Origin of the sequence: Rhodococcus sp. C1, assembly GCF_020809065.1 — a bacterium.
Taxonomy (GTDB): domain Bacteria; phylum Actinomycetota; class Actinomycetes; order Mycobacteriales; family Mycobacteriaceae; genus Rhodococcus_F; species Rhodococcus_F qingshengii.
Genome location: NZ_CP078080.1, coordinates 2,334,386 through 2,358,414 on the forward strand (window position 1 = coordinate 2,334,386; position 24,029 = coordinate 2,358,414).

Consider the following 24,029-nt stretch of genomic DNA (forward strand, 5'->3'; position numbering starts at 1 on the left):
GCAGGTCGTGGACGCGCGCGGCGCTGCGGTTGCTGGTGGGACACTCCTTCAGGTTACTGGTCCGATGCTCGGCCGCGGGTACCTCGACGCGGCGTGCCAGACTGAACCGTGTGACGAATATCCTGCTCACCGGCGCCCGAGGGCAGCTCGGGACCCGTGTCGAAACCCTCGCTACCTCGGCGGGTCTTCCCGTCACGGCCGTCGGATCCGACGAGCTGGACATCACCGACAGCCGCGCGGTTGACAACTTCGTCTCGCCTGATTCGGTGCTGATCAACTGCGCTGCGTACACGGCCGTCGATGCTGCCGAGACCGACCAGGAGGCGGCGAGGGCGGTCAACGAGATCGGACCGCGGAATCTCGCGCAAGCCTGTGCGCGGGTGGGTTCGCGGTTGATCCACGTTTCGACCGACTACGTCTTTCCGGGCGATGCAAGCTCGCCATACGACGTCGATGCACCGACCGGTCCCGCGACGGTCTACGGCCGAACCAAACTGGACGGCGAGATCGCTGTTCGAGAGTCGGGGGCTGACGCGGCCGTTGTCCGCACCGCGTGGGTGTATTCCGGTGTCGGCACGGATTTTGTCGCCACGATGAGAAGGCTCGAAGCCGAACGCGAATTCGTGAACGTCGTGGACGACCAGATCGGGTCACCCACGTACAGCGTCGATCTGGCCGGCGGCATCGTCGAACTCGCGCTGCTGGACTTCACGGGTGCGTCGACATTCCACGTGACGAACGGCGGGCAAGCAAGTTGGTACGAGTTGGCGCGAGCTGTTTTCGAGGAGATCGGAGCAGACCCTGCTCGGGTGCGCCCGTGCAGTAGTGCGGAGTTCGTACGCCCTGCCCCGCGCCCGGCATATTCGGTCTTGTCCGAGCGCGCGTGGGTTACCGCGGGAATGACGCCGCTGCGTCCGTGGCGAGAGGCTCTGCACGCCGCTCTGGCGTGAGCATTGTTCGGGACAGTGGCCGCGGACGGCTAGGCTGACCGGCGTGAGTCCCAAGCTGGCCGTGGTAACGGTGACCTACTCGCCAGGCGAGCATCTCGAGAATTTCTTGAGCACGCTCGCTGTGGCGACGACAGAAAAACCCCAGGTCATCATGGCCGACAATGGGTCGACCGATGGTGCCCCCGAGGCCGCCGATGCCAAGTACGAGCATGTCCGTCTGCTTCGAACCGGCGGAAACATCGGGTACGGGGGAGCGATAAATCGGGCCGTAGCGGAGATCGATTCGTCGATCGAATTCGTCGTGATTTCCAACCCGGACGTCCAATGGGCACCCGGTTCACTCGACGAATTGGTGGCTGCGGCAAATCGGTGGCCAAGGGCCGGTGCACTGGGGCCGAAGGTCCTCGAACCGGACGGCAGTGTCTATCCGTCGGCGCGAACGGTGCCCGACATCACCTCGGGCGTCGGGCACGCGTTGCTCGGTACCGTATGGCCGAAGAACCCGTGGACTGCTCGTTACCGTCAGGAGAACGAGGCCGTCACCGAGCGTGCAGTGGGGTGGCTTTCCGGGTCGTGCCTGCTGGTGCGACGCGACGCCTTCGACACCATCTCCGGTTTCGACTCTCGTTACTTCATGTACATGGAGGACGTGGACTTCGGTGACCGCCTCGGAAAAGCCGGGTGGCTCAACGTATTCGTCCCCTCGGCCGTCGTCACCCATGCCAAAGGCCATGCGGCAGGACGTCATCCGGAACTGATGTTGCCTGCCCATCATCGCAGTGCGTACCAGTTCCAGGCTGATCGCCATCCGCACTGGTGGCAGGCTCCGCTACGACTTGCCTTGCGCGGTGGCCTCGCGGTGCGATCCAAGATCGCCGTAGCTTCTGCAGTTCGCGAGCGCGCTCGCACCGACAACTCGACCGACAACCCATCAGTTTCGAACCACGGGGGAAAATGATGTCCGATCCGAATCCGACCGACGCCGTAATCCTGGTAGGCGGCAAAGGCACTCGGCTGCGTCCGCTGACGCTGTCGGCACCCAAGCCGATGCTTCCGACCGCCGGCCTGCCGTTCCTGACGCACCTGCTCGCCCGCATCGAGGCAGCCGGAATCAAGCACGTCGTGCTCGGAACGTCCTTCAAGGCAGAGGTATTCGAGGACTACTTCGGCGACGGCTCCAAGATGGGCCTCGAGATCGACTACGTCTTCGAGACCGAACCGCTGGGCACCGGTGGCGGAATCCGCAACGTTCTGCCGAAGTTGCGCGGTGACAACGTCATGGTGTTCAACGGCGACGTGCTCGGTGGCACCGATCTGAACGGCATTCTCGAGACCCACGAGAAGACGGACGCCGACGTGACCCTGCATCTGGTTCGTGTGGGAGACCCGCGAGCATTCGGTTGTGTTCCGACCGACGAGGACGGACGAGTCTCGGCATTCCTGGAGAAGACCCAGGATCCGCCGACGGATCAGATCAACGCCGGCTGCTACGTCTTCAAGCGCGAAATCATCGAACAGATCCCCGAAGGACGACCGGTGTCGGTCGAGCGCGAGGTGTTCCCGAATCTGCTGGCCGAGGGCAAGCGGGTGTTCGGCCACGTCGACTCGTCGTACTGGCGTGACATGGGAACCCCCGAGGACTTCGTTCGCGGTTCCGCCGACCTGGTGCGAGGTATCGCACCTTCGCCGGCTCTCGAAGGTCCGCGCGGCGAGTCGCTGGTTCACCCCGGAGCCGGAATCGCGCCGGGCGCTGTCCTGATCGGCGGCACGGTTGTCGGTCGGGGCGCAGAAGTCGGCGCAGGCGCTCGCCTCGACGGTGCAATTCTCTTCGACGGCGCCGTTGTGGAAGCCGGCGCGGTGGTCGAACGATCGATCCTCGGATTCGGCGTCCGTATCGGACCCCGAGCGCTGGTCCGCGACGCTGTCATCGGCGACGGCGCGGACATCGGTGCGCGGTGCGAATTGTTGCGCGGCGCACGCGTGTGGCCGGGGGTGACGCTGCCGGACGGTGGCGTGCGCTTCAGCACAGATGTGTGATCGTTAGCTGACCTACTGGAATACTGGCGGGTATGACTTCTCTTCCGAGCCGTTACGTTGCCCTCGGTGACTCGTTCACCGAGGGCGTCGGCGACGCCGACGAACGATTCCCCAACGGTCTGCGCGGGTGGGCAGACCGAGTGGCCGAGCAGCTGGCGGTGAACAATCCCGACTTCCGCTACGCCAACCTGGCGATTCGTGGTCGCCTACTCGGACCGATCATCGACGAGCAGTTGGAACCCGCTCTGGCGTTGAAGCCCGATCTGGTGACCATCTACGCCGGCGGAAACGACATGATGCGTCCGAAGCTCGACATCGATGCGATGGTCGCTCGCTACGATTCGGCAATCGGTCAGCTCACTGCATCCGGCGCTCGGGTTCTGATGTTCACCGCGTACGACACCGGATGGTCCGCCTTCTTCGGCAAGCTCCGCGGACGTCTGGCGATCTACAACGAGCTTGTTCGCGAGGTGGCCGACCGCCACGACGCGACCCTCGTCGACTTCTGGCGATTCTCCGAATATCAGGACCTTCGGATGTGGGACTGGGATCGCCTCCACATGTCGCCCTCCGGGCACGAGAACATGGCGACGCGTGTGCTCGACGTGCTCGGCGTCGAACACGGATTGACCCCGCCCGATCTCGGGCCTGCGCCGGTTCTCACGAAAGCCGAAACTCGTCGCGAGGATCGTCAATGGGCGCGAGAGTTCTTGGTGCCGTGGGTAGCTCGGCGCGTGAAGGGAACATCTTCGGGCGACGGCGTGAGCGCCAAGCAGCCCCAGCTTTCTCCGATTCAGTCCTGATTCTTGCGCTGACGGGCGAGCGCGACCAGGTGGTCGATGGTCTCGCGTTCCGCTGTAGGTGGGAGCGCGTCCACCGGCCACCATCTGAGGTCGGTGGACTCTGCGCTGCGGACGATATGTGAATTGTCCGGCGCCACAACAAGAAACCGTAGATCGAGATGGCGAGTCGGTACTCCGAGTGAGCACGTGATCGGATGCGTGTGGGCGGAGAGTAGGTCCGCGTCTATCCGAACGTCGTGAATTCCGGACTCCTCGCGAGCTTCCCGCAATGCCGCATCTACCACCGTCTCGTCGTCGGGCTCGCAGTGGCCGCCGAGCTGAATCCACCTGCCCACCTTGGGATGCAGGGTCAGCAAGACGTGGCAGCCACTCTCGTCGAGAACGAGAGACGACGCGGTGATGTGTCCCGGTGCGTGGCGACGAAGGCAGCCGTCCGGAGCCGAATCGAGGAACGCGAGCATCGTGTGCCGCAATGATTCGTCCGCTTCGGAGGACGTCTCCCAGCCCTCCAGGACGCCCTTGGCGGAGGCGTGCAGCGATTCGGCTGACATGGACCTACAGCTCCACCAACGCGTCCCCGGGGGCGGAGACAGAGCGCGGAGTCAGTGGTTCGAGGGGGTGCCCGATTGCGATGGCACCGAGTGGCTGCCAATCCGCCGGGAGATCGAGTTGTTCGCGTACGAGATCGGCGGCGAAGATCGTCGATCCGATCCAGCAGCTTCCCACGCCGCGCGTAGCCAACGAGACCAGCAGTCCCTGCACTGCCGCGCCGGCGGCGACCGTGAACATCGTCGACTCCGCCGCGGTTCGTCCGGCATCCGGATAACTGTGTGCGCCATCGGGCACGCAGAAGGGAATGACGACCTCGGGGGCGTCGAACAGGATGTTTCCGCGGGCAACCCGGGCCTCGACGGATTCGTCACTGCGACCGTCGGCGCGAAGATCGGCGACCCACTTCTCGCGCATCTGCTCGAGAAGAGCCGTGCGGACCGACTCCGTGCGTAGCCACACGAATCGAACCGGTCTCGTGTGGTGCGGTGCGGGAGCGGTGAGTGCCTCGGCGATCGAGCTGCGAATGATCTCCGCGTCGACGGGATCACTTGCGAACTGTCGAACCGATCGACGCAACAGCAGCGCCTGGCCACGGCCCATCGCCGTAGCTTCCTCGGTGCCCAGCCAGAACAGATCGTCCGGGCCGCGGCGAATCAGATCCTGGCCACTCGAACCGTCGTCCTCGAACCGAAGCCCACGAACGACGGCGACGGGAACGCCGCCCAGCTTGCCCTTGACCAAGTCGCCCGCAGCGGCGATTTCGTCCGCGATCGCGATCTCGGTGACGATCAGATCGTTGCCCTGACTGTCCTGTGCTCCGAGGTAGCCGTGCAGGACCGGAATGCCGGAGGAACCGATTGCGGCGTCGGTCTGCCCGTTGCGCCACGCACGACCCATCGTGTCGGTGACGACGACGGCGACGGACTTGCCCGTGCTCTCGAGAATTCGGGCGCGCAGACCCGCAGCGCTCGCATCCGGATCCACGGGGAGTAGCGCCAATTCGGCACCGTCGACGTTGGAGCCGTCGATGCCCGATGCGGCCTGCACGATTCCGAGTTTGTTCTCGGTGATCAGAGTGCGGCCCTTGCGTGCCACGACGCGGACGGCTTCCTGATCCACCAGGAGGCGTCGTGCCGCGTCGCGCTCTTCCGGATCGGTCGGTGAGGAAACGATGCGACCCTCGACTTTGGAGAACACCTTGCTCGTGACCACAACGACGTCGCCGCTCTCGAGCCACGGCGTCGCGTCGACGACAGCGGTGGCCAAGTCGTCTCCGGGCCGGAACTCGGGAAGCCCGAGCACGGGAATGACTTCGATTGCGGCGCCGGGGGAGTGATCACCGGGAGAGTGATTTCTGTCGCGGCTTGCTTCGGTTCCGGGCTCGGTCACAGTTCGACTCCGGCGATCTCGAAAGCCGTGCGAACCATTTTCGCGGTCTCTTCGGGGGACGTCATCAAAAGTGGGATGCTTCGCACGTCCACCCCGTCGATGTCGGCCGTGTCACCTTCGTCGACGAGCCAGCCGTCGAGAATACCGTTGATCGAACGAGCTCCGTAGTGGCGACCGATCGCCTCCGAAGTCGTCTCGACCCCGATCACCTCGAGGCACTCGTCAGCCATGCCGCGCAACGGTTTTCCGCCGATGACGGGGGAGAGGCCGACAACCTTGGCCGCGGTTGTTCGCAGGGCACCGCGAATGCCGGGCACCGCGAGGATCGCGCCGACGCTCACGACGGGATTGGACGGTGCGATCAGCACGATGTCGGCACCGTCGATCGCCTCGACCACCCCTGGCGCGGGCTTGGCCTGCTCGGCGCCGACGTGAGCGAAGCTGTGCGTTTCCACCTGTGCCCGATGGCGTACCCACCACTCCTGGAAATGAATCGCCTTCTGCTCACCGTCTTCCGGATCGGTGATCACGACGTGTGTTTCGCTGCGGTCGTCGCTCACGGGAAGCAGTGCGACACCGGGGTTCCAGCGATTGCACAACGCTTCGGTGATCGCGGACAACGGATATCCCGTGCGGAGCATCTGGCTGCGAATCAAATGCGTTGCGATATCGCGATCTCCGAGGCCGAACCAGTCCGGCTTCGCGCCGTACGCGGCGAGTTCTTCTTTCGCATTCCAGGTTTCGCCGGCGTGCCCCCACCCGCGTTCGGTGTCGATGCCGCCGCCGAGTGTGTACATACAAGTGTCCAGATCGGGGCAGATGCGCAGACCGTGCATCCACACGTCGTCCCCGACGTTGACGACGGCCGTGATGCGATGTGGGCCTTCGTATTTCTCGAGGGATTCACCACCGGCGATTCCGAGCGCGTTTTGAACACCTTGAAGGAAACGGGCCCCGCCGACGCCGCCAACCAATACAGTCACGTTCACGACAACAGAGCCTAGGCGGTCGGCGCGTCGTCGTGTCTGGCGGGCAGAAGGTCCCGTCAATTGAGGGCCGGAATACTAATGGATTCATCTCGTTTAGCTTGACCGCGACACGCTGGACGTGTGTAATCTCAAATGTGTCATTCCAACCGCTACTTGTGAGTTCACTTGCAGCGGGGCCGGTTTCGAACACAGTTTCGAACGGTCGACGGGGTGGGGTTGAAGATGGAGTGAAAATTCTGCGCTATTACAGGTGAGGAGGCGGAACGATGCCCAATGAAAATGTCGAGATCAGTTCTCTCGCAATGACAGTAAGCGACGAACCGCAGACCGATTCCCGAGCAGGCGCAGCAGAAGGTGCCTGCAGCAGTGAGTTCGACGGTATGAGTACTCGGCCAGTGCTGAGTCTCGTCACCGGCTTCGAAGAATTGTTCGACACCATCGAGGATCAGTGGCAGGAGCGTGCTCTCTGCGCGCAGACCGATCCCGAAGCGTTCTTTCCTGAAAAGGGAGGATCGACGAGGGAAGCAAAACGGATCTGCCTCGGTTGTGAAGTTCGTGACGAGTGCCTCGAGTACGCGCTCGCGAACGACGAACGGTTCGGAATCTGGGGAGGGTTGTCCGAGCGCGAGCGTCGGCGACTCAAGCGGGGGATCATCTGATCTGCTGCTGAATCGGTTCTGTCAGCGTCGGGGCTGACGGGCGGTCTTCGAAAGTCTGACCTGCAACGGGGAATTGCAGGTCAAGCAACGACTGTTTTGTTCTTCGTGTGGATTTACTTCTTCGTGTGACATCAGTTTTTTCGTCTGACAGTGCGTCAGTCCTCGTCGGGCAGTATCAGTCCTCGTCGGGCAGCGTGGGGTCGATGACCTGTGGGTCGACGCCCAGATACGTGCCGACTTGATGGACCAACACGTCGTGCACCAGATCCGTGAGTTCTTCCGGATCCTTCGCTCGCTGCTCCAATGGGCGGCGAAACAGCACAATTCTTGCGCGAGTCGTATTTCCGTGACGGTCGATTCCGGCCGGAATCAGTCGTGACAGTGGAACCGGGCCGTCTGCGATGACCTCCGGCGGCCATGTGACGGACTCCGGATCGTGCGCGTGAATCTTCGGAACTTCGTCCACTGCGATGTCGAGTTTCGTCAGCCGGTCGTGCCATGCGAGGTCGACGGGAGAGAAGGCGTCGAGCACCAGGAGATCGAACTTCTCCGCGCGGGTACGCCTGGCGGGCACCTCCGGGGGAAGTAGCGGTCCGCGCAGGCCACGGCCGTGTCGCTCGATGGAACGAGTGGTGACCGAGCGTCGGCGGCGGGCTTGTGGCATGGCGCCAGATTACGACAGGAGAAACTGCTCGGTGTGTCCGAGTAGGTTCCGGACGTGGGGAGGGCTAGGCTCCGTACCTGTGAGATCTCTGCGTCGCTGCTGCCGCCCCGGGTGCAAGAACCCCGCCGTCGCGACGCTTACGTATGTCTACTCGGACTCCACTGCGGTTGTCGGGCCGCTGGCAACCGTCGCCGAGCCCCATTCATGGGATTTGTGTGACACTCACGGCTCTCGAATCACCGCCCCCAAGGGGTGGGAACTCGTCCGCCACGAAGGCGGATTCGCGTCGAGTACTCCCGACGAAGACGATCTGACCGCTTTGGCTGAAGCTGTACGTGAGGCCGGTCTCGGAGATCGCAGCAAGTCCAACGTCGATGCAGATGAGGACATACGTCCCGCAGCTCCGAGTACTGCCCGTACAGGGCGTCGTGGACACCTACGCGTTCTGCCCGACCCGTCCAACTGACGCGAGATTCGTCGCCGTAGACGCTAGGCTCGACCGAGTACTTCCACACCCGAGTACTGCGAATCTCCGGACGCCATGCGCCCGGACGTTCCCGTCTGTGAGGGTGCATGCACAAGGAGAGTTTTCAGTGGGGCGAACAGCCGAGTCGGTTGCTGCAATCATCAAGGCGTACGACGTACGCGGTGTGGTCGGTGAGCAGATCGACGAAGATTTTGTCCGCGACGTCGGTGCGTCGTTCGCCCGCCTGGTCCGCGACGAGGCCGGCGCCGCCACGACGGTTGTGATCGGCTACGACATGCGCGCATCGTCGCCCACACTGTCTTCGGCTTTCGGTGACGGCGTGCTTGCTCAAGGGCTCGACGTCGTCTACATCGGATTGGCGTCGACCGACGAGCTCTACTTTGCATCCGGTTTGCTGAACTGCCCGGGCGCGATGTTCACGGCGAGCCACAATCCCGCCAAGTACAACGGCATCAAGATGTGTCGGGCCGGCGCCAAGCCGGTCGGTCAGGACACCGGCCTCGCAGTCATCTCCGCCGAGGTCGTCTCGGGTGTTCCCGCGTACGACGGACCGGCAGGCACCGCCAGCACCAAGGACGTCCTCGAGGAATACGCGAGCTACCTCCGCGGATTGGTCGACCTGGCTGCGTTGCGCCCGCTGAAGGTCGCAGTCGATGCAGGCAACGGTATGGGCGGCCATACCGCGCCGGCCGTATTCGGGCCGATGCCCCTCGACGTCCTGCCGCTCTACTTCGAGCTCGACGGCACGTTCCCCAACCACGAAGCCAATCCGCTCGATCCGGCCAACCTCGTCGACCTGCAGGCCTACGTGCGCGAAACCGGAGCGGACATCGGCTTGGCGTTCGACGGTGACGCGGACCGTTGCTTCGTCGTAGACGAGAAGGGCGACCCGGTCTCGCCGTCCGCGGTGACGGCACTTGTCGCCAAGCGCGAACTCGCGAAGGAACCGGGCGCGTCGATCATCCACAACCTGATCACGTCACGGGCAGTGCCCGAACTGGTCGAAGAACTCGGCGGCGTCGCTATTCGTACCCGAGTCGGCCACTCGTTCATCAAGCAGGAGATGGCCGAGACCGGTGCGGTGTTCGGCGGCGAGCACTCCGCTCACTACTACTTCCGCGACTTCTGGGGCGCCGACTCCGGCATGCTCGCGGCGCTGCACGTACTCGCCGCACTGGGCGAGCAGGATCGTCCGCTCTCCGAGTTGATGGCGGAGTACACCCGCTACGCGGCCTCGGGCGAGATCAACTCCACCGTGGCCGACGCGGCAGATCGTACGGCCGCTGTACTGGCGGCATTTGCCGACCGCACCGAGTCGGTGGATCGCCTCGACGGTGTCACGGTCAGTCTCGAGGGAAATGCCTGGTTCAACTTGCGCGCGTCCAACACCGAACCACTGCTGCGACTCAACGTCGAAGCACCCACGTCCGCCGATGTCGACGCATTGGTGAACGAAATTCTGGCGATCGTCCGGGCTTGAATCCGAGTCTGATCGGTTTGTCGGTGAGCCGAAGCCCTGGGATAGTTGGGGGACTATCTCAGGAACGACGGCCTCGGGAACGAGGGCTTTGCCACCACGGACCGCGTGGAGCTGGAATGCTGGATGGTGCGGGAACTGCTAACGGAGAAGGGGGTGCGGTGAGATGACAGCGCCGATGCCGCTTCTCGACCTCGACGACAGCGAGGGTTTGTCAGCTGCCGATTCGGAAGGGCTACTGCGGTCTGTAGCCATGGGCGGCGCACAGATTCGGGCCACCGCGTCGGCCGTCGGTGAGGGTGTGATCTCCCGATTGGCCGGTCTGCGTCCGCGCAGCGTCGTACTGATCGCCGGCGCGGGTGGCGCCCGGCACGGAGCCAGGATCGCGCTTGCTCTCGTCGGAGATTCGGTCGGTTGCCCGCTCCTCGTTCTCGACCGGACGCCGTCGTGGGCCGGGCCGTTGGACGTGATCGTCGTCGCCGGTGACGATGCCGGTGATCCACGCCTCGTCGAATCCGTTGACAGTGCCGTACGCCGCGGCGCCGAGGTTGTTGTCGCCGTTCCCGACGAGGGGCCCATGCGAGCCGTGGCGGCCGGGCGCACCATGCCCTTGCCGCCGCGGCTCTACGCCTCGCCCCGGCACACGATGACGCGGTTCCTCGCCGTCTTCCTCGCGGTTGCCGCCGAAATCGAGGGCAAGGGATCGATCGAGGACCGTTCGGCGGTGCTCGGTCGAATCGCCGACGCAGTTGATGCGGAGGCGCTGCGGGACGGACCGGCCAACGAGGTATTCCACAACCCGGCCAAGTCGTTGGCCACCAGGATGAGCGGCCGGCGAGTCGTTCTGTGTGGAAGTGGTTCCGTGACAACAGCACTCGCAGAGTTCTCGAGCGTTGCGCTGATGAGCTCCGGCCTGAACGCCGCTGCCGCCGAGATGTCCGAGGTGATTCGTTCGGCGCGTGCACTGTTCGCGCCGGACGCAGCTTCACGTGATTCGGTGTTCCACGACCCCTTCTTTCACGATCCGCAACTCGACGGCGCGCTGCCGACCCCGCCGGCGCGGGCGTTCGTCTTCGCGACCGAATCCACGCGCGGGGAGGCGAGGCGCCGGATGGACGCACTGGCTGACGCCGACCTGGTGGTTGCGGCAGACGAAGACCAGACCAACGTGGTCATATCGGAGATGGAGCAGGTATTCGTGTTGGCGTCTCGAGTAGACATGGCCGCGGCGTACGTGCAGTTGACAGGCGGTGCGAAGTAAGTGCGTGAACTCGAAGGTGCACTTCGTTCTTACGCGTGGGGCTCGCGAACGGCAATTGCCGAACTACGCGGTCTTTCGACTCCGTCGAATCATCCCGAAGCGGAATTGTGGTTGGGCGCGCACCCGGGTGACCCGGCGCGCGTGATCACCGAATCCGGAAGCGAGTCGTTGCTCGAGGTCCTGCACCGCGAACCCGAACGCGAACTCGGCCGTGAGAACCTCGAGGCATTCGGTGAGCGACTCCCATTCCTGCTCAAGCTGCTTGCGGCGGAAGAACCGCTGTCGCTTCAAGCGCACCCCAGCGCCGTTCAAGCCGACGAGGGATTTCGTCGTGAGAACGCACTCGGCGTTCCCATGGAATCGCCGATTCGCAACTACAAGGACGGCAGCCACAAGCCCGAACTCGTTGTCGCGCTGAGCAGATTCGAAGCGCTTGCCGGATTCCGCGAGCCGACGCGGACTGTCAAACTGCTGCGCGCTCTGGCCGTCGACGAGTTGGAGCCGTACATCGGTCTGCTCGAAGGCCAACCCGATTCCGACGGACTGCGGGCGTTGTTCACGACATGGATCACGCTGCCGTCCACGGTGCTCGGGACCTTGCTCCCTGCCGTACTTGCCGGGTGCATCACCTACGTCGCGCACCACGACGCCGAATTCGTGACCGAGATCCGCACCGCGCTGGAATTGAGCGAGGCGTACCCCGGCGACGCCGGTGTTCTGGCGGCACTGCTGCTCAACCGCGTCACCCTCGAGCCCGGCCAAGGACTGTTTCTCGCTGCGGGAAATCTCCACGCGTATCTTCATGGACTCGCGGTCGAGATCATGGCCAACTCCGACAACGTGCTGCGCGGCGGACTGACGCCCAAACACGTCGACGTGCCCGAACTGTTGAGGGTTCTGGACTTCGTCGGGGCCGATATCGAAGTGCTCGATCCGGCCCCGTCATCTGGATCAGGTCAGTCAGGATCAGGTAGTTACGAGTACGTCACGCCGGCGCCCGAATTTCGTTTGACGCGTCTGGAGTTCGACGCGAATTCCACGGACATCGTCGTCGACGCTTCAGGCCCGCGGATTCTGATCTGCACCGACGGCGCGGTCACTGCGACGTGCGGCGCCGACACTCTCGACCTCGATCGAGGCCGAGCGGCGTGGATCGCTGCCGACGAGCCTGCGATACACCTGAGCACACGGACCCCGACTGCGCAGGTTTTCAGTGCCGTAGTCGGAAACTAGGAGACATTGTGTCGGCTCATGGTGGCAAGAAGGCAATTCTGGCGGCCCTCGGAGCCAATGCCGGAATTGCCGTAGCCAAGTTCGCCGGATTCTTGATCACCGGATCGTCGTCGATGCTCGCCGAATCGGTGCACTCGGTGGCCGACACGTCCAATCAGGGTTTGCTGCTCCTGGGGCAGAAGAAGGCAGAACGTGACGCGGATCAACTGCACCCGTTCGGCTACGGGCGCAACCGATACTTCTATTCGTTCGTCGTTGCACTGGTGCTCTTCACCCTCGGTTCGCTGTTCGCGATTTACGAGGGTATTCACAAGATTCAACATCCGGAAGAACTCAATTCGGCTTTCGTGGCAATCGCTATTCTTGTCATAGCGATTTGTCTGGAGGGCTACAGCTTCCGGACCGCAGCGAAGGAATCACGACCGCTCAAGGGAAATGCGTCGTGGTGGAACTTCATCCGAACCTCTCGTAGCCCGGAACTCCCGGTTGTGCTGCTCGAGGACACCGGCGCATTGATCGGTCTCGTCCTTGCACTCGGCGGCGTCGGCCTCACGATGGTGACCGAAAATCCGGTCTTCGACGGCATCGGAACTCTGTGCATCGGTGTCCTGCTCGGCATCATCGCGGTCATTCTGATCATCGAAATGCAGTCGCTGCTGATCGGTGAGGGCGCAACGGCGGTGGAGACCGAACTGATCCTCAACGCCCTGGTCGACGGAACTCGTATCGAACGCGTCATTCATTGCAAGACGCAGTACCTCGGTCCCGAGGAGATCCTTGTTGCTGCCAAGGTTGCGGTGCCGATCGGATCGACGATCTCGGACGTGGCGACGGCGATCGACGAGGCCGAGTCTCGCGTGCGCGCTGCAGTGCCTGCGGCGCGGGTGATCTACCTCGAGCCGGACCTGGATCGTCTCAGCGCAGGAGATCGCCCCGAAACAGATCTACAGGCTCCCGACAAACCCTGAACAAAGCTGCGCCTGCGGGCTTAGGCTGATGCCATCTCTCTACTTGCCCATGGTGGGACCTGCTGGTCCCCAGCAAGGAGGCGGCAATGGCTGTCAAGGACGAGCAGGCCGGATCTGGACGGTCGAAGCTGTTTCGAACCAAATCGATCGAGCAGTCCATCAAGGACACCGACGAGCCGGAAACCAAACTCCGGAAAGAACTGAACTCGTGGGATCTCACGGTGTTCGGTGTCGCAGTCGTCATCGGTGCGGGCATCTTCACACTCACGGCTCGGACGGCGGGAAATGTCGCCGGGCCGTCGGTCTCGCTCGCGTTCGTCATTGCCGCCATCGCCTGCGGACTGGCAGCGCTGTGTTACGCCGAATTCGCGTCGACGGTCCCGGTTGCCGGTAGCGCGTACACGTTCTCGTACGCGACGTTCGGCGAATTCGTCGCCTGGATCATCGGCTGGGATCTCATCCTCGAATTCGCCTTGGCGTCTTCGGTGGTCGCCAAAGGCTGGTCGCTGTACCTCGGCGAAGTGATGGGCTCACGCAGCCCGATCGTCGAGTTGGGGCCGATATCCTTCGACTGGGGTGCGGTGCTGGTGATCGCTGTCATCACGATCCTGCTCGCGACCGGCACAAAACTCTCGTCGAGGGTGTCACTGGTGATCACGGCGATCAAGGTCGCGGTGGTGTTGCTGGTGATCGTCGTCGGCCTCTTCTACATCGACACCGACAACTACTCGCCGTACATTCCGCCGTCGGAGCCGGGCTCGACGGGAGAGGGCATCCACCAGTCGTTGTTCTCGTACGTGACCGGGGCCGGTGGCAGCACGTTCGGGTGGTACGGATTGCTCGCGGCAGCCAGTCTGGTGTTCTTCGCGTTCATCGGCTTCGACGTCGTCGCCACGACGGCGGAGGAGGCGAAGGAGCCGCAGAAGGCGCTGCCACGCGGCATCCTGGGTTCGCTCCTGATCGTCACGGTTCTGTACGTGGCGGTGACACTGGTGCTGACGGGGATGGTGAAATACACCGAACTCGAGGGCGATACCTCCAACCTGGCAACGGCATTCGCCTTCCACGACATCACGTGGGCGAAAAACGTCATCTCGTTCGGTGCGTTGGCCGGTCTCACGACAGTGGTGATGGTGCTGATGCTCGGGCAGACCAGGGTGCTCTTCGCGATGGCACGCGACGGTCTGATGCCACGACGCCTGGCGCCGACCGGCAAGCACGGAACCCCTGTGCGGATCACGATCTTGGTCGGCGTCGTGGTCGCGGTGCTCGCCGGCGTTTTTCCGATCGGCACCCTCGAGGAAATGGTCAACATCGGCACACTGTTCGCTTTTGTTCTCGTCTCGATCGGGGTTCTCGTGCTCCGTCGGACGCGTCCCGACCTACCTCGCGGATTCAGGGTGCCGCTGGTCCCGCTGGTCCCGATTCTGGCAGTCCTCGCGTGTCTGTGGCTGATGTTCAACCTGTCGGTGGAGACCTGGATGAGGTTCGTGGTCTGGATGGCCCTCGGCGTTGTCATCTATTTCGCCTACAGCAGGCAGCATTCGATGATCGGGAAGCGTGAACGCGGCGAAATCGAGTAGATGTACAAAGTTTATGATTTGTCTATCACTTGTACAAAATCAGTAGTACTGTCTACCTCATAGTGAACTGACTCACAGTTTTCGGGTCGGTCCGAATCGAGGAGGTAGACCGTGTCGACGCACGTGGACTCGCAATCCGGCCAGACGCTCCCGCCCGAGCAGTGGCGTGACAAGAAGAGATATCTCTGGCTGCTCGGCCTCGTGCCGCCGACGGCGGTCTTCATCGCCGTCGGATTGGTCGCGTTGTTCAACAGTCTCGGATGGAATGCGGTCTCGCCGGTGTGGTGGTGGATCGGGCCGCTGCTCGTCTACATCCTGCTCCCGATCCTCGACGTCTTCTTCGGCCCGGACGGCGAGAATCCGCCGGACGAAGTGATGGAGCGCCTCGAGAACGACAAGTACTACCGGTATTGCACCTACATCTACATACCGTTCCAGTTGGTCAGCCTGGTCCTGGCCTGCTACATCTGGTCGGCGACCGATCTGTCCTGGCTCGGAATCGACGGGGGACTTGGGCTGATCTCCAAGATCGGTCTGGCGATCAGTATCGGTTGTGTCGCAGGAATCGGGATCAACACCGCACACGAGCTCGGTCACAAGAAGGACGATCTCGAACGCTGGTTGTCGAAGATCACTCTGGCGCAGTCGTTTTACGGCCACTTCTACATCGAGCACAATCGTGGACACCACGTGCGCGTCGCCACGCCCGAGGATCCGGCGTCGTCTCGCTTCGGTGAGAGCTTCTGGACCTTCCTGCCGCGCAGTGTGTGGGGATCTCTGCGCTCGTCGTGGTCCCTGGAAAAGGCCAGACTCGATCGACTGGGTAAGAAGCCGTGGACAATTCGCAACGACGTCCTGCATTCGTGGTTGATGTCCGTCGTACTGTTCGGTGTCCTCGTCGCCGTCTTCGGCCTCTCGGTACTGCCGTTCCTGGTGCTGCAGGCCGTGTTCGGATTCTGTCTGCTCGAAACCGTCAACTACCTCGAACATTACGGACTGAAGCGTCGTCGTCTGGACAGCGGGCGGTACGAGCGTGCAGCACCGGAGCACAGTTGGAACAGTGATCACATCTGCACCAACATCTTCCTGTATCACCTCCAGCGTCACAGCGATCATCACGCGAACCCGACGCGTCGTTATCAGACGCTTCGAAGCATGGACGGTGCGCCCAACCTGCCCAGTGGGTACGCGAGCATGATCATCCTCGCCTACGTTCCACCGCTGTGGCGAAAAGTGATGGATCCCAAAGTCCTTGCGCACTACGGCGGCGACATCACCCGCGTCAACGTTCAGCCGTCCAAGCGTGATCGCCTCCTTGCTCGGTACGGAGCAGCGTGATGAGCAGCTATCGATGCCCGGTGTGTGAATACGTCTACGACGAATCGAAGGGTGCACCACGAGAAGGGTTTCCGGCGGGCACGCCGTGGGATGCCGTGCCGGACGACTGGTGCTGTCCGGACTGCGGCGTGAGGGAAAAGCTGGACTTCGAGCCGATGCCGGCAACGGCGGGGAGTGAATCATGAACGACTACAAGCTGTATCAGTGCGCGCAATGCGGCTTCGAGTACGACGAGGCAGTCGGCTGGCCGGAGGACGGTATCGAACCGGGCACTCGCTGGGACGACATTCCCGAAGACTGGAGTTGCCCGGACTGCGGGGCGGCGAAGAGCGACTTCTTCATGGTTGAGGTCGAACGACGGTGAGATGCGTCGGCGTCGAACGGACCTAGGTGCGGCGGTAGTGTCGTCACCATGACTTCGACGCCCACTCGTCTGCCGCAGAAAGAAGCGTCGCGCCTGCTGCTGCGTACGTCGGTGCTCGATTCGATGCGTGAGTTGTTGACCGAGCGCGACTGGTCCGAGGTGACGCTGACGGTTCTGGCCAAGCATGCCGGTGTGAGTCGTCAGACGCTCTACAACGAGTTCGGCTCGAGGCAAGGGCTTGCCGAGGCGTACGCGCTTCGCCTTGCTGACGGCTTCGTCGACGCGGTGGACGAGGCCATGGTGGCGAACGACGGACGTGCAGTCGAGGCATTGACGGCGGGTTTCGGATCGTTTTTCGCCTCCAGTGCAACCGACCCGTTGGTGATCTCTCTGCTCACCGGTGAGGCCAAGCCGGACCTGCTTCGCCTGATCACCACCGACAGTGCGGTCATCATCGAGCGCGCGTCGTCGCGGCTTGCGGAGAGTTTCCAGCGAGGGTGGATTCAGGCGTCACCCGCCGACGCCGGAATTCTGGCCAGGGCGATTGCGCGTCTCGGGCTGAGCTACATTTCGATGCCGCCGGAGTCCGAGGCTTCGGTGGCGGAGGATCTGGGCATACTGCTCGGGCCGTTCATCGACGTGGCGCGCGAGGGCCGCGCAGTAGAGGGGCGGGCGGGAGAGGGCGTCTAACCGATAGCCTGGTACACCGATAGGCTTGTGCAGAGTATGCACGTCAACCAGGAGAGGCAGATGACGACCTCAGTTTCAACAACGCCCGTGGCCGAGAGCCGTAACGGCATCGACTTCAAAGTTGCAGATCTTTCGCTCGCGGAGTTCGGTCGCAAGGAAATCCGTCTGGCAGAGCACGAGATGCCCGGCCTCATGGCGCTTCGTCGCGAATACGCAGAGGTGTTGCCGCTCAAGGGCGCTCGCGTTTCCGGCTCGCTGCACATGACCATTCAGACCGCGGTGCTGATCGAGACGCTGACCGCGCTCGGCGCCGAGGTCCGCTGGGCTTCATGCAACATCTTCTCCACGCAGGATCACGCTGCCGCCGCCATCGTCGTCGGTCCGCACGGCACCCCGGAAGAGCCCAAGGGCGTTCCGGTTTTCGCCTGGAAGGGTGAAACCCTCGAAGAGTACTGGTGGGCAGCCGAGCAGATGCTGACCTGGCCGGGTGAGCCTGCCAACATGATTCTCGACGATGGCGGCGACGCCACCATGCTGGTGCTCAAGGGCGCACAGTTCGAGAAGGCCGGCGTCGTCCCGCCGACGGACGACGACCAGGATTCCGACGAGTACAAGGTCTTCCTTGCACTTCTGCGTCAGTCCCTCGAGTCCGACAAGGGCAAGTGGACGGCAATCGCCGAGTCCGTCCAGGGCGTCACCGAGGAGACCACCACGGGCGTTCTGCGCCTGTACCAGGTTGCCGCTGCCGGTGAACTCACGTTCCCCGCTATCAACGTCAACGACTCGGTCACCAAGAGCAAGTTCGACAACAAGTACGGCACGCGCCACTCGCTGCTCGACGGCATCAACCGCGGCACCGACGTTCTGATCGGCGGCAAGGCTGCGCTGGTCTGCGGTTACGGAGACGTCGGCAAGGGTTGTGCCGAGGCACTTCGCGGCCAGGGCGCTCGCGTCGCGGTCACCGAGGTCGACCCCATCAACGCCCTGCAGGCGCTCATGGACGGCTTCGAGGTCAAGACAGTCGAGCAGGCCATCGGCTGGGCCGACATCGTGATCACGTCCACCGGTAACAAGGACATCATCACGTTCGAGCACATGAAGGCCATGAAGCATCAGGCCATCCTGGGCAACATCGGTCACTTCGACAACGAGATCGACATGGCCGGCCTCGAGAAGTCCGGCGACGTCACGCGGATCAACATCAAGCCGCAGGTCGACGAGTTCACGTTCGCCGACGGCCACTCGATCATCGTGCTGTCCGAAGGCCGCCTGCTCAACCTCGGCAACGCGACGGGCCACCCGTCGTTCGTGATGAGCAACAGCTTCTCCAACCAGGTCATCGCGCAGATCGAACTGTGGACGAAGCCGGACGAGTACGACAACGAGGTCTACCGCCTCCCGAAGCACCTCGACGAGAAGGTCGCCAAGATCCACGTCGAGGCACTCGGTGGCACGCTGACCAAGCTCACGAAGGATCAGGCAGAGTACATCGGCGTCGACGTCGAAGGCCCGTACAAGCCCGAGCACTACCGCTACTGACCCGGTGATTCGTCACTGAGGATGTAGTGTCCGCCGTCCCCCGGTCTGCGCAAGCAGGCCGGGGGATAGGCTTGTCCGCCGTGGGAACACTGGTGGCATTGGAAGGCCTCGACGGCGCTGGAAAGCGAACGTTGATCGGCAAAGTGGAGAGCGAACTCCGCCGCGGCGGCACGTCGATCGCGACTCTGGATTTTCCGCGGTACGGGAAGTCGATCCACGCGGATCTTGCTGCCGAGGCACTCAAAGGATCGCACGGAGACCTGGCTGAATCCGTGAACGCGATGGCAGTCCTGTTCGCCCTGGACCGCGCGGGTGCGGCGGATCGGATCTCGGACCTGTTGTCCGCCAACGACATTGTTCTCCTCGACCGCTACGTGGCGTCCAACGCCGCCTACAACGCGGCGCGCGCGCATCAGGGCGTGGACGGCGAGATGGTCGCCTGGGTCCGTGAATTGGAGTTGGGTCGACTCGCTCTTCCCGCTCCCGATCTGCAGTTGTACCTCGACGTACCGGTAGCTCTGGCCGAGCAGCGTGCCCGCTCGCGTGAGGCCGAGGACGCGTCGCGTCAGCTCGACGCCTACGAGCGCGACGGCGGCCTGCAGGCCAGAACCGGTGAGCTCTACAAGCAGTTGGCAGCGACGGACTGGGTCTCGCCCTGGTGGATCGTGGGGCCGGAGACGGACCCGGGCGAACTGGCGCGCAGGCTCGCGGATTTCGCGTGATCGGTCACCCTTGCGGCCGGGATTCGAACTTTCCGGCACAGTAGAGGGAAAGACGCGGCACGCCGCACGGCCTCGTAACGGTCTGATTCATCGCTCCGAGATGCAACGATAGGGATATGAAACCAAGGATTCTGGTTGTCGACGACGACACGGCACTCGCCGAGATGCTCACGATCGTGCTGCGTGGTGAGGGTTTCGATCCCTACGTGGTAGGCGACGGAACCCTGGCGCTCGCGGCAGTGCGTGAGACCCGGCCCGACCTCGTCCTGCTCGATCTCATGCTTCCCGGAATGAACGGGATCGACGTATGCCGAGTTCTGCGTGCGGATTCCGGCGTGCCCATCGTGATGTTGACGGCCAAGACCGACACCGTCGACGTCGTGCTCGGCCTCGAATCCGGTGCGGACGACTACATCATGAAGCCGTTCAAGCCGAAGGAGCTGGTGGCGCGGGTGCGTGCTCGCCTGCGCCGCACGGAAGAGGAGCCGGCCGAGCTGCTGAGCATCGCCGACATCGTGATCGACGTTCCGGCACACAAGGTCAGCCGCGGCAGCGAGCAGATCTCGCTCACACCACTCGAATTCGACCTGCTGGTCGCATTGGCGCGCAAGCCGCGCCAGGTGTTCACCCGTGAAGTCCTCCTCGAGCAGGTGTGGGGATACCGCCACGCCGCCGACACCCGCCTGGTGAACGTGCACGTTCAGCGTTTGCGCGCCAAGGTCGAAACTGATCCCGAGAATCCCGAAGTGGTTCTGACGGTCAGGGGGGTCGGCTACAAGGCCGGACCGCCGTGAGCGGAGTTTCCAGGTGGCGTCGTCGTCTCAACCGACGGCTGACGCCATTTCTGCGGTGGTGTCACTCGATGAGCAACACCCTCGCGCACACGTGGCGACGCTCGCTCCAATTGCGAGTGGTCGTCTCGACTTTGACGTTGTCCTTGATCGTCATCGTCATTCTCGGTGTCGTGCTGACCAGCCAGATCACCGATCGGCTGTTGGAAACGAAGATCACCGCGGCGACCGAGGAAATGGACCGAGCCCGCGGCATCGTCGAAGACCAACTCGCGGGCGTCGACGATTCGACGGCGCTCAACGTTCAATTGGAAAGCGCTGCATCCGGACTGACCAGCCGTCGAAACCAGACCTCGGGCCAGGCCTCCGGGTCGGCCGGCACCTTCGACCCGGTGCTCATCGTGCCAGGGGACGGGCCGCGCCAGCCGACGAGTTCGGGACCGGTCGATCAGATCCCCGACAACCTTCGCGAGTTCGTCAAACGCGGCCAGATCAGCTACCAATTCGCGACGGTGTCCAACCCGAACGGTTACTCCGGTCCAGCGCTGATCATCGGTAGCCCCACCGCGTCGTCGATATCGGGACTCGAGCTGTACCTGATCTTCCCGCTCGCCAGCGAAGACCGGAGTCTGTCGCTTGTTCGAAGCACCCTGCTGATCGGTGGAGCCGTGTTGCTGGTGCTCCTGGCTGCGATTTCGCTGTTGGTTGCCAGGCAGGTCGTGCTTCCCATCCGATCGGCCTCACGAATCGCGGTGCGTTTCGCAGACGGCCGACTCAAGGAACGAATGCCGGTCCGCGGCGAGGACGACATGGCGCGCCTGGCCATGTCCTTCAACGAGATGGCCGAGAGTCTGTCCAAACAGATCACCCAGCTGGAGGAGTTCGGCAGTCTCCAGAAACGCTTCACCTCCGATGTCAGCCATGAACTCCGCACACCTCTGACCACGGTCCGGATGGCAGCCGACCTGATCTACGACGGCAGCGAGAACCTCGACCCGATGCTGCGTCGGTCGTCGGAACTGCTTGTCGCCGAACTGGACAGGTTCGAAGGGCTACTGGCGGACCTCCTCGAGATCTCCCGTCACGACGCCGGTGTCGCGGAACTTGCGTCCGAACAACTCGACGTCCGTATGTGTGCGCGAGCGGCCGTTTCCACGGTTCGCCATCTCGCCCGCGAATCCGGCACCGAACTGATCGTGGACATGCCCGACGAGCCGGTCATGGCAGATGTCGATCCGCGCCGCGTCGAACGCATCCTGCGAAATCTCCTTGCCAACGCCATCGACCACGGTGAGGGGAAGCCGATTCTGCTTCGCCTTCGCGCCGACGACAATGCCCTCGCCTTCATCGTCCGCGACAGTGGCGTCGGGTTGCGTCCGGGCGAGGAGAAGTTGGTCTTCAACCGGTTCTGGCGATCGGACCCGTCCCGTGTGCGCCGCAGTGGTGGCACCGGACTCGGCCTCGCGATCAGTGTCGAAGACGCGAATCTGCACGACGGCAAGCTCGAGGCCTGGGGCGAACCGGGAGTCGGAGCCTGCTTCCGGCTGACGCTCTCGCGCACCCGTGGCAAGAAAGTCGTGTCGAGTCCGCTGCCACTCAAGCCGACGACCACCAAATTCGTCCGCACGCCGAGCGAAGCCGACATCGTCGCCGATACCGTCGGCGAGGTCACATCGTCCTTGCCGACTCCGCGCGAAACTGACTCACGGAACGAGTCCAACGGTGGGGATCGATCATGATCGGAACCCGCCGTCGTCTGGGACTTCTCGCAACAACCCTGAGCGTTCTGTTGCTGACCGGTGCATGCGCGAGTTTGCCGGAGTCCTCGTCGCCACAAGCAATCGGAACTCTGGCGACAGCCGTGCCCGGAACCTCCGTCGAATCACCGGCATCGGGGCGAGAGCCGGACCTGCTGGTACGTGACTTCGTCAAGGCGAGTACCGATCCGTCCAACCGGCACGCCGCAGCCCGTCAGTACCTCACCAAGGACGCTTCGGCGCGTTGGGACGACGCGGCAAGTGCTGTCATCGTCGACAAGGTCGATGTGCTCTCGGTTTCTCGAACCAGCACCGAAGCCGTCTACACGATTCGTGTGAACAAGGTCGGTCGCCTCGACCCGGGAGGACTGTACGTTCCCGAAGAGGGCAGCTTCGAAGCGAGGATGACCCTGGCGTTGACCGACGGCGAATGGCGGATCAGTGATCTGCCTCCCGGCGTGATCATGGAGCGTCCGCAGTTCCTCGGCGCTTACCAGCGGAAGTCGTTGTTCTTCCTCGACCCCACCAGCCAGACGGTCGTCCCCGATCTTCGCTGGATCTCCGGCGGGCAGGACCAGGTGGCGGCTCAGCTGATCGGTCTGATGATCGACGGACCGAAGGCAGCGCTGGCGCCGGCTGTGCGAAACGAACTGGGCAATGGCGTGTCGGTGATCGGTCCGATCACCAAGGCCGACGGTAAGCCGGGACAGGTCGGAGTCGGTCTCGGTGGTGTGCGCATCAACTTCCGCCTTGACAACCCGATGGATGCTGCTACTCGCGGTTTGTTTGCAGCACAGGTCATTTGGACGCTCGCCAACGCCGATGTGGCAGGGCCGTACGTTCTGGAGATCGACGGCGAACCGCTGGACGCGGCTCATGCCGACGGCTGGACCACCGCCGACGTCGCATCCACCAACCCACTGGCCACCACGAGTGCAACCGTCGGACTGCATGCACTGCGCAACGGTTCACTGGTGAGTGTCACCGAGCAAGAGGCGACTCCGGTGCCCGGTTTCGCGGGCAATGCGGGCAACCTCACGGCGGCTGCTCTCTCACGGGACGGCAAGTTGGTGGCAGCCGTCGCGGACACCGCTCGGCCGGATCCCGGCACAAGATTCGACTTGTCGCTCGGGACATACGGCGAAGGGTCCGTTCCGGTACTCGAAGGCAGCGCCATCACCAGGCCTTCGTGGGAGCTGGACAACAACGCGGTCTGGACGGCTGTGAACGGCAATACCGTCGTTCGGGTCGTCCGTGAACCAGGCACCGGCCGGGTGTCGGTCACCAACGTCGACGTCGGGGCCCTGACGTCGGTCGGTTCGACGATCTCGGAACTGCGTCTGTCGCGGGACGGCGTGCGAGCGGCGATGATCATCGACGGCAAGGTCTACCTGGCTGTGGTCGTGCGCACCGCCAGCGGGGTCTATGCCCTGACGAGTCCACGCGCAGTGGCCTCCGGCTTGGGCAGTACCGCGCTCTCACTCGACTGGAGCAACAGCGACACCATCGTGATCGCGCGCAGTGGAGCCGACATACCGGTCGTCCAGGTCGCGATCGACGGCTCACGAATGGACGCGCTGCCGAGTGGAAACCTGACCGCTCCCGTTACCTCCGTGGATGCGTCGCCGACCACCGAGTACGTCGCCGACGCGCGTGCGGTGTTCCAACTGAACAACAACGACCCCGCCGGGGATCGCCGCTGGCGTGAGGTGACCGTGCTGACCGGACAGAAGGCGATTCCGGTACTGCCTGGCTGACGCCTCTGCGCTCTGGTGA

General features: G+C 63.4%; 24 protein-coding genes. 20 read left to right on the forward strand and 4 right to left on the reverse strand.

The features are described from left to right. The first annotated feature begins 110 nt into the window (after positions 1–110). Genes rfbD through KTR60_RS10755 form a run of 4 tightly spaced genes read left to right on the forward strand, consistent with a single transcriptional unit; the run spans position 111 to position 3,790 of the window. Complete coding sequence (gene rfbD, locus KTR60_RS10740; protein WP_054187633.1) at positions 111–950, forward strand: dTDP-4-dehydrorhamnose reductase; 840 nt, start codon at positions 111–113, stop codon at positions 948–950. A 43-nt stretch (positions 951–993) separates the two neighbouring features. Next, entirely contained in the window at positions 994–1,908 is a 915-nt protein-coding gene (locus KTR60_RS10745; RefSeq protein WP_003940999.1) for a glycosyltransferase family 2 protein, read from the forward strand. Further along, positions 1,905–2,987, forward strand: a complete 1,083-nt coding sequence (locus KTR60_RS10750) for a sugar phosphate nucleotidyltransferase (RefSeq protein WP_037125580.1) — start codon at positions 1,905–1,907, stop codon at positions 2,985–2,987. The genes KTR60_RS10745 and KTR60_RS10750 overlap by 4 nt, the downstream gene beginning before the upstream one ends. Positions 2,988–3,019: 32 nt before the next feature. Beyond that, on the forward strand, positions 3,020–3,790 hold the full coding sequence (locus KTR60_RS10755; RefSeq protein ID WP_003940765.1) for an SGNH/GDSL hydrolase family protein: 771 nt from the start codon (positions 3,020–3,022) through the stop codon (positions 3,788–3,790). Here the strand turns inward: KTR60_RS10755 and KTR60_RS10760 are convergent. Genes KTR60_RS10760 through cofD form a run of 3 tightly spaced genes read right to left on the reverse strand, consistent with a single transcriptional unit; the run spans position 3,781 to position 6,720 of the window. Further along, on the reverse strand, positions 3,781–4,341 hold the full coding sequence (locus KTR60_RS10760; RefSeq protein WP_003940680.1) for an NUDIX hydrolase: 561 nt from the start codon (positions 4,339–4,341) through the stop codon (positions 3,781–3,783). The genes KTR60_RS10755 and KTR60_RS10760 overlap by 10 nt on opposite strands. Before the next feature lie 4 nt (positions 4,342–4,345). Beyond that, positions 4,346–5,731 carry a coenzyme F420-0:L-glutamate ligase gene (locus tag KTR60_RS10765; RefSeq protein WP_161120851.1) on the reverse strand — a complete coding sequence of 462 codons (1,386 nt, stop codon included), beginning with the start codon at positions 5,729–5,731 and terminating at the stop codon, positions 4,346–4,348. Then, the gene (gene cofD / locus KTR60_RS10770) at positions 5,728–6,720 is read right to left on the reverse strand and encodes a 2-phospho-L-lactate transferase (protein WP_003940958.1); all 993 of its coding nucleotides are present in this window, start codon (positions 6,718–6,720) and stop codon (positions 5,728–5,730) included. Before cofD ends, KTR60_RS10765 begins: the two co-directional genes overlap by 4 nt. 380 nt (positions 6,721–7,100) lie before the next feature. Here cofD and KTR60_RS10775 point away from each other — a divergent pair, with 380 nt between their 5' ends. Next, on the forward strand, positions 7,101–7,379 hold the full coding sequence (locus KTR60_RS10775) for a WhiB family transcriptional regulator (RefSeq protein ID WP_020907098.1): 279 nt from the start codon (positions 7,101–7,103) through the stop codon (positions 7,377–7,379). 175 nt (positions 7,380–7,554) lie between these two features. On the opposite strand, the gene KTR60_RS10780 is transcribed toward KTR60_RS10775, so the two are convergent. Further along, positions 7,555–8,043, reverse strand: a complete 489-nt coding sequence (locus KTR60_RS10780) for a metallopeptidase family protein (RefSeq protein WP_003940797.1) — start codon at positions 8,041–8,043, stop codon at positions 7,555–7,557. A gap of 79 nt (positions 8,044–8,122) precedes the next feature. On the opposite strand from KTR60_RS10780, the gene KTR60_RS10785 reads away from it, so the two are divergent. From KTR60_RS10785 to lpqB, 15 genes are all read left to right on the forward strand, one after another. Further along, the gene (locus tag KTR60_RS10785) at positions 8,123–8,509 is read left to right on the forward strand and encodes a DUF3499 domain-containing protein (protein ID WP_007731177.1); all 387 of its coding nucleotides are present in this window, start codon (positions 8,123–8,125) and stop codon (positions 8,507–8,509) included. A 127-nt stretch (positions 8,510–8,636) separates the two neighbouring features. Next, entirely contained in the window at positions 8,637–10,010 is a 1,374-nt protein-coding gene (locus tag KTR60_RS10790; RefSeq protein ID WP_003941022.1) for a phosphomannomutase/phosphoglucomutase, read from the forward strand. A 163-nt stretch (positions 10,011–10,173) separates the two neighbouring features. Then, on the forward strand, positions 10,174–11,268 hold the full coding sequence (locus KTR60_RS10795; protein ID WP_030535017.1) for a hypothetical protein: 1,095 nt from the start codon (positions 10,174–10,176) through the stop codon (positions 11,266–11,268). Further along, entirely contained in the window at positions 11,269–12,501 is a 1,233-nt protein-coding gene (manA, locus tag KTR60_RS10800) for a mannose-6-phosphate isomerase, class I (protein WP_042450116.1), read from the forward strand. Between the two features lie 8 nt (positions 12,502–12,509). After that, positions 12,510–13,469, forward strand: coding sequence for a cation diffusion facilitator family transporter (locus KTR60_RS10805; protein ID WP_228402137.1), 960 nt, complete (start codon positions 12,510–12,512; stop codon positions 13,467–13,469). 86 nt (positions 13,470–13,555) lie between these two features. Continuing rightward, positions 13,556–15,052 (forward strand): amino acid permease, encoded by a 1,497-nt coding sequence (locus KTR60_RS10810; RefSeq protein ID WP_007731185.1) that lies wholly within the window; start codon positions 13,556–13,558, stop codon positions 15,050–15,052. Positions 15,053–15,163: 111 nt separating this feature from the next. Continuing rightward, positions 15,164–16,390 (forward strand): alkane 1-monooxygenase, encoded by a 1,227-nt coding sequence (locus KTR60_RS10815; RefSeq protein ID WP_228402138.1) that lies wholly within the window; start codon positions 15,164–15,166, stop codon positions 16,388–16,390. After that, entirely contained in the window at positions 16,390–16,575 is a 186-nt protein-coding gene (locus KTR60_RS10820) for a rubredoxin (RefSeq protein ID WP_003940827.1), read from the forward strand. The genes KTR60_RS10815 and KTR60_RS10820 overlap by 1 nt, the downstream gene beginning before the upstream one ends. Then, on the forward strand, positions 16,572–16,754 hold the full coding sequence (locus KTR60_RS10825) for a rubredoxin (protein ID WP_003940894.1): 183 nt from the start codon (positions 16,572–16,574) through the stop codon (positions 16,752–16,754). The genes KTR60_RS10820 and KTR60_RS10825 overlap by 4 nt, the downstream gene beginning before the upstream one ends. A 48-nt stretch (positions 16,755–16,802) precedes the next feature. Then, positions 16,803–17,444: a TetR family transcriptional regulator gene (locus KTR60_RS10830; protein WP_003941024.1), complete on the forward strand. Its 642-nt coding sequence runs from the start codon at positions 16,803–16,805 to the stop codon at positions 17,442–17,444. Between the two features lie 60 nt (positions 17,445–17,504). Beyond that, positions 17,505–18,983, forward strand: coding sequence for an adenosylhomocysteinase (gene ahcY, locus KTR60_RS10835; RefSeq protein ID WP_003940766.1), 1,479 nt, complete (start codon positions 17,505–17,507; stop codon positions 18,981–18,983). Positions 18,984–19,063: 80 nt separating this feature from the next. Continuing rightward, positions 19,064–19,705 (forward strand): dTMP kinase, encoded by a 642-nt coding sequence (locus tag KTR60_RS10840; RefSeq protein ID WP_007731190.1) that lies wholly within the window; start codon positions 19,064–19,066, stop codon positions 19,703–19,705. A gap of 116 nt (positions 19,706–19,821) precedes the next feature. Continuing rightward, on the forward strand, positions 19,822–20,499 hold the full coding sequence (gene mtrA / locus KTR60_RS10845; protein ID WP_003941013.1) for an MtrAB system response regulator MtrA: 678 nt from the start codon (positions 19,822–19,824) through the stop codon (positions 20,497–20,499). Then, positions 20,496–22,235: an MtrAB system histidine kinase MtrB gene (mtrB, locus tag KTR60_RS10850; protein ID WP_042450112.1), complete on the forward strand. Its 1,740-nt coding sequence runs from the start codon at positions 20,496–20,498 to the stop codon at positions 22,233–22,235. The genes mtrA and mtrB overlap by 4 nt, the downstream gene beginning before the upstream one ends. Continuing rightward, complete coding sequence (gene lpqB / locus KTR60_RS10855; RefSeq protein ID WP_042450111.1) at positions 22,232–24,010, forward strand: MtrAB system accessory lipoprotein LpqB; 1,779 nt, start codon at positions 22,232–22,234, stop codon at positions 24,008–24,010. Before mtrB ends, lpqB begins: the two co-directional genes overlap by 4 nt. Positions 24,011–24,029 lie beyond the last annotated feature (19 nt).

What these genes read in the sequence shown, in the direction of transcription:
- KTR60_RS10825 (WP_003940894.1), top strand. Translation starts at nt 16,572, where the DNA reads ATGAACGACTACAAGCTGTATCAGTGCGCGCAATGCGGCTTCGAGTAC.
- KTR60_RS10780 (WP_003940797.1), bottom strand. Translation starts at nt 8,043, where the DNA reads ATGCCACAAGCCCGCCGCCGACGCTCGGTCACCACTCGTTCCATCGAG.
- KTR60_RS10810 (WP_007731185.1), top strand. Translation starts at nt 13,556, where the DNA reads ATGGCTGTCAAGGACGAGCAGGCCGGATCTGGACGGTCGAAGCTGTTT.
- KTR60_RS10830 (WP_003941024.1), top strand. Translation starts at nt 16,803, where the DNA reads ATGACTTCGACGCCCACTCGTCTGCCGCAGAAAGAAGCGTCGCGCCTG.
- lpqB (WP_042450111.1), top strand. Translation starts at nt 22,232, where the DNA reads ATGATCGGAACCCGCCGTCGTCTGGGACTTCTCGCAACAACCCTGAGC.
- KTR60_RS10750 (WP_037125580.1), top strand. Translation starts at nt 1,905, where the DNA reads ATGATGTCCGATCCGAATCCGACCGACGCCGTAATCCTGGTAGGCGGC.
- KTR60_RS10795 (WP_030535017.1), top strand. Translation starts at nt 10,174, where the DNA reads ATGACAGCGCCGATGCCGCTTCTCGACCTCGACGACAGCGAGGGTTTG.
- mtrA (WP_003941013.1), top strand. Translation starts at nt 19,822, where the DNA reads ATGAAACCAAGGATTCTGGTTGTCGACGACGACACGGCACTCGCCGAG.
- KTR60_RS10775 (WP_020907098.1), top strand. Translation starts at nt 7,101, where the DNA reads ATGAGTACTCGGCCAGTGCTGAGTCTCGTCACCGGCTTCGAAGAATTG.
- KTR60_RS10820 (WP_003940827.1), top strand. Translation starts at nt 16,390, where the DNA reads ATGAGCAGCTATCGATGCCCGGTGTGTGAATACGTCTACGACGAATCG.
- KTR60_RS10755 (WP_003940765.1), top strand. Translation starts at nt 3,020, where the DNA reads ATGACTTCTCTTCCGAGCCGTTACGTTGCCCTCGGTGACTCGTTCACC.
- ahcY (WP_003940766.1), top strand. Translation starts at nt 17,505, where the DNA reads ATGACGACCTCAGTTTCAACAACGCCCGTGGCCGAGAGCCGTAACGGC.
- KTR60_RS10760 (WP_003940680.1), bottom strand. Translation starts at nt 4,341, where the DNA reads ATGTCAGCCGAATCGCTGCACGCCTCCGCCAAGGGCGTCCTGGAGGGC.